This window comes from Winogradskyella sp. Asnod2-B02-A (genome assembly GCF_045063645.1).
In the GTDB taxonomy this organism is placed as follows: domain Bacteria; phylum Bacteroidota; class Bacteroidia; order Flavobacteriales; family Flavobacteriaceae; genus Winogradskyella.
Map to the genome: position 1 here is coordinate 1 of NZ_JBEFOG010000021.1, position 4,762 is coordinate 4,762.

Here is a 4,762-nt window from a genome sequence, read left to right on the forward strand (position 1 = left end):
TTTGCCGTGGTAAAAAGAGGAACACCGTATGTGGTCCTTCAGCAATATGCAGCTTAAAAAATAAAACTAAATTTTACTAGGATTTGATCTTGGAATACGTATATGGTTTGTTGCGTGGTTTAAGCACTAAAGTTAGCAAATAAAAACCGAATAGAAAATCCGCGAGGATTTTCGTAAGTAGGCTAGAATTAGCAATAAATTATATACGATGTTGGCAATAGTTTTTATTCACTATATTCAGCTAAGTATTTTCTATAATGAGTGTATTTCTTTTTTTCTTTTTTAAATCTTGTTAATAATTCGGGTTTATCAGATAGGATTTTTTTTAGATTTCCATTGGTAAAATTCTGATATATAGTTTGTGTTTTCAAATCAACAACATTAGTTGTGTTTGACAATCCTGAGTTCAAATTTCTATATGTTCCCTCATAATACAAGAAGCGACCTATAAAATCAACTTTGTAAAATAATGCAGCATTATTATAAAAATCTCTCGAAAGAGTAAGGTAAACATTCTCCCCATCAGAAAATCCAATAATTGTTCCTAATTTATCTGACTCTTCATTCGACATTTTGAGTTTATATCCTAGAATATAGGTTTCCTTTTTTTGCCAGTTTTTTTCGGCTTTTTCTTTTTTGACTATTAAATTTTCGAATTCTAAAGGATTGTTTTTAAATAAACTTTCATAGGTCAAATATATACCTGACTTTAATTCAGAATCCGTTAAATTGTTTTGACCAAAACTATAATTGCAGATGATTATTAATAGAAGGATAGTTGCTTTTTTCATTCGTTAATGATGTTTGTCTTAAATTATTGCCAACGTTGTTGTATATGGTTTGTTGCGTGTTTCAAGCAACTAATTTAGTAAATAATTACTGACAAAGAAAATCCGCGAGGATTTTCGTAAGTAGGCTAGAACTAGGAATAAATTATATACGGTGTTGTGCGTTCGTTTTTTATTTCCATTGTCTGTTTTTCAAGTGGGTTTTCTTTAATGATAATCCATCGTTAAAAAACAATTTTCCGTTATTCAAAACCATTATTTTATCAGTCAAAAATCTCGGAACAGCGTTTAAGTCCAAATCTCTCACAATAATTTCAATTTCGTTATAATTCGGATTGTCGATTTCGATAGTTTCTTTTTGTCCTAAATAATGATATGTAATTGTTTTTATTTCTTGAGTTTCCAATTCCGCAATTCCATTTACGTCTGCTGCTTTTCCAGAGTTTTGGTCATTCGCTACAATGAACGCAGCTGCAAGAGGTAATTCCAAATCTCGGATTTTAATTTTGACATTCTCAATTCGGTCAGGATTTATTTTTCCGCTATAAGTTGTACTTGGATTTTTTGGTTGTTCAAAAGTGTTAAGTTTTATACTGTCAGTAGATATTTGTTCCCAATTTCCTTTGACTACATTTCCACCACCAACATCCATAAAAATAAAATACTCAAATGTTTTGTCCGATTTCAGTTCAATTTGAGTGCAAGCAAAATAACTTTTCTCGCATTTTCCATATAAGCCAATTACTGATTTATTCGTTGAACACGAACTTAAAAAAAGTAAAATTAAAATCAGTTTAATGTATTTCACGGGTTTTTCTTAAATGACGCACAACGGTTTTGTGTATGGTTAGTTGCGTGGTTAAGCAACTAATTTAGCAAACATTTACGAACCTGTGAATATTCCGCAGGAATATTCGCAAATAGGTAAGAACCAAGCAATTAATTATACACGTTGTTCTATGCAGTTTTTATTCAGATTGTTTAATGTCAAACTCAATATTCCAACGTTTTAAATAATCTTGTAAAGGTTCAAGTCCCATTTCCGTTCTCCTCTTATTTACAGTTTCTGGATTTGCAAGGTCGTATAAAATCCATTCATTCTCATTTTGAATTACTTGAGTTCCGTATACTTGAGGTAAGTCATCGTTCATCATTGTTCTATCTTTCATCAAAGCAATTTGCGATGCTTTTAAATCTCCATTTTTTGCTGATTTTTCTAAAAGTGGTAAGTATTTTTTTCGATTAGCATTGTCTCCATGTTGGAAAACTACCCAAACTGCGCTCATTTGCACATCGCTAACTACTTCTAATGTAGGCATTCCACATTTTTCAATTAAACTAACTACTTTTATCAGATTTTCTTTATCTATTTTAGGGTTAATTTCTCCTCCATTTGTTCTCATTCCTTGGTCACTATCAAAAACATTTTGCAAAATTTCCGGCACTTTATTGCAATTAATATCTATCAATTCTAATGGTTGATAATTTTGATCCTTACAAGATGAAAGGATTATAAATAGGCTAAATATCAAAAGTTTGTAATTCATTCACGGTGTTTTTCAAATTGCATAGAACGTGTTTGTGTATGGTTAGTTGCGTGGTTAAGCAACTAAGTTAATAAACATTTACGAACCCGTGAAAATTCCGCAGGAATTTTCGCAAGTAGGGAAGAACCTAGCAATTAATTATACACGGTGTTAGGCACAGTTATTTTCAGTTCTTAATTCAATTATTTTATCCGCATTTACTTTCCATTCGCCATTTTCCAAAATCATCTCAATCGGAAATGGCCAACCCGAAGTCAATATCTTTATGTTCTGTCCGTTTTCAGATTCGTAAATTCTCTTTATCGATTGTCCGTCTGATAAATCGCTTAATTGCTCAGCTACAGATTTGGGATATTTTCCAATCCATAATAAATCCGCTTTTTCATTATCGACAATTAGAGATTGGATAACTTTCTTATCTCCTTTTAATAATGCATTGTCAAATTCCCGAAACACTTTTTCAGGTTCTCCTTCTTTCGTTTTAGCATTATCAATAGCAAATTGCATTATTTCATCTTCGTTCATTCTATTTTTCAATTCACAAAATTCGAGAATTGTATTTTTCATAAGCGATATGGCTTCTTCATCATTTTTCGCACAAGCCTTAATTACATAAGTCCAAATATAATTTGTCGGAAATGAATTTTTTAAACATACAAATCGATGAAAATCAGTTCCGCTTATTGGTGTTTTTTTAGCAAAAGAATATCCATTTATAAAAGCAGAGATTTCATTAAAAGTGCTTTCCAAACAATACATCAAAGGTCTTTTGCATATATGCTCAATGAATTCCGTAAATGTTGGTTCTTTTTCCACAGTTTGTTTTAATTGTGCCTAACGTGATTGTGTATGATTAGTTGCGTGGTTAAGCAACTAATTTAGCAAACTTTTACGAACCTGTGAATATTCCGCAGGAATATTCGCAAGTAGGGAAGAACCTAGCAATTAATTATACACGGTGTTGGCAATAGTTATTTTATTTTCTTTCCGTTTCGATATTCCTTTTTGGTTTCAGTTCCGTCGTCATTCAGGCAATATTCCGTTCCGTTTTTCTTTCCGTTAATAAATTCACATCGATAAGTCATTTTCTCTCCGTTTTCTCCATAACCCAACTGAAGTCCGTGTTTCTTTTTTCCTAAATATTGACAACTATAAATCAAATTCCCATTTTCAAATTGTTCTACAAGAATTTTGATTCCATCGTCATTATAGGTTATAGTTTCATAAATTTCACCATTTAAACGGTACTTAATTTCTTTTGAAAGAACTAATGGTCTATTCGGACTATAAATCGTTTTATTAGAAACTCTTATTTCTTTTCCATTATAATATAAATTACTCGACAGAATAATACCATTTTTATATTCCTCTTCATAAACTAAATGTCCATTTTTTCGTTTGCTTTGAGCAATTCCTGAAAAGAGTTCGTCAGTTGCGTTTTTATAAACCAAATTATTCTCAATGTAGACTTCTTTCATTCCGATTATTTCTTGCGAAATCAGTTCGTTGAAAGTAAAAAACATTAATAAAATCAGTAGGTTTCTCATTTGGTTTTAATTATTGCCAACGTGTTTGTATATGGTTTGTTGCGTGGTTTAAGCACTAAAGTTAGCAAATAAAAACCGAATAGAAAATCCGAGAGGATTTTCGTAAGTAGGCTAGAACCAGCAATAAATTATATACGGTGTTACCTGCTGTTATTTTTCCATTCAGTTAATATTTTCTTTCGTTTTTTTCTATCTTTTCCTTTTACTCTTTTTAATCTGTCATCACTAAATAACCATTCCACGTATCTTTCTTTAAATACTTTGTTATTTAGATAATTATCAATACCAAAATAATATTCAATTCGATTCGGATTATTTTCGCAAAAAGTCAGCGTACAATTTTGAATTCGAGTAACTGTAAAATATGGCATTGGCTCAATTCTATCAGCTATTATAATTGCAATTTCTCCTTTAGTCAAATTCCGATTATAACATTCCGATTTAACTTTAGTCAAGGTTGTATCAGTAAAAAATTCCGCAAGAGTTATCAAAGAATTTTCTCCAAATGCTTTTATTTTTTCGGCTTGATTGATTTTTATTATTTCTTTTGAGTTTTCCGTTTCCGCAATCATATTTAGTAAAGAGTCAATTTCAGATTCGGTTTGTGAAAAACCCAAGTTGAAATTCAGAAGTAAAATTGATATTATTAAACTAAATCTTTTCATTCGTTTTTATTTGTTCCCAAATTTACTCTTTATATAATTATTCAAAAACCTTAAATGAGCGAACTGCCGTTTTCGTTTAGTTACAGGTGTTTTTGTATTATACTGATATAGGTTGACCTTTTTTTGTTAATATTATCACGTTCAAAAGATTTTTTTTAGCCGTTTAGAAGGCAAAAAAATAGTTTGAACTAGGTCTGTTCTTAAATCGTAAGCTC

6 protein-coding genes are annotated in these 4,762 nt (G+C 30.7%); all 6 read right to left on the bottom strand.

Annotated features, from left to right (window positions below; genetic code table 11):
* Positions 1–224: 224 nt before the first annotated feature.
* Entirely contained in the window at positions 225–791 is a 567-nt protein-coding gene (locus tag ACJJVO_RS00330; RefSeq protein WP_405569025.1) for a hypothetical protein, read from the bottom strand.
* A gap of 169 nt (positions 792–960) precedes the next feature.
* Positions 961–1,596: a hypothetical protein gene (locus ACJJVO_RS00335; protein ID WP_405569027.1), complete on the bottom strand. Its 636-nt coding sequence runs from the start codon at positions 1,594–1,596 to the stop codon at positions 961–963.
* Positions 1,597–1,756: 160 nt separating this feature from the next.
* Positions 1,757–2,335, bottom strand: coding sequence for a DUF6624 domain-containing protein (locus tag ACJJVO_RS00340; protein ID WP_405569029.1), 579 nt, complete (start codon positions 2,333–2,335; stop codon positions 1,757–1,759).
* Between the two features lie 150 nt (positions 2,336–2,485).
* On the bottom strand, positions 2,486–3,151 hold the full coding sequence (locus ACJJVO_RS00345) for a hypothetical protein (RefSeq protein WP_405569031.1): 666 nt from the start codon (positions 3,149–3,151) through the stop codon (positions 2,486–2,488).
* A gap of 155 nt (positions 3,152–3,306) precedes the next feature.
* Positions 3,307–3,882 (bottom strand): hypothetical protein, encoded by a 576-nt coding sequence (locus ACJJVO_RS00350; RefSeq protein ID WP_289046750.1) that lies wholly within the window; start codon positions 3,880–3,882, stop codon positions 3,307–3,309.
* A gap of 140 nt (positions 3,883–4,022) precedes the next feature.
* On the bottom strand, positions 4,023–4,547 hold the full coding sequence (locus ACJJVO_RS00355; protein WP_405569033.1) for a hypothetical protein: 525 nt from the start codon (positions 4,545–4,547) through the stop codon (positions 4,023–4,025).
* Positions 4,548–4,762: the final 215 nt, after the last annotated feature.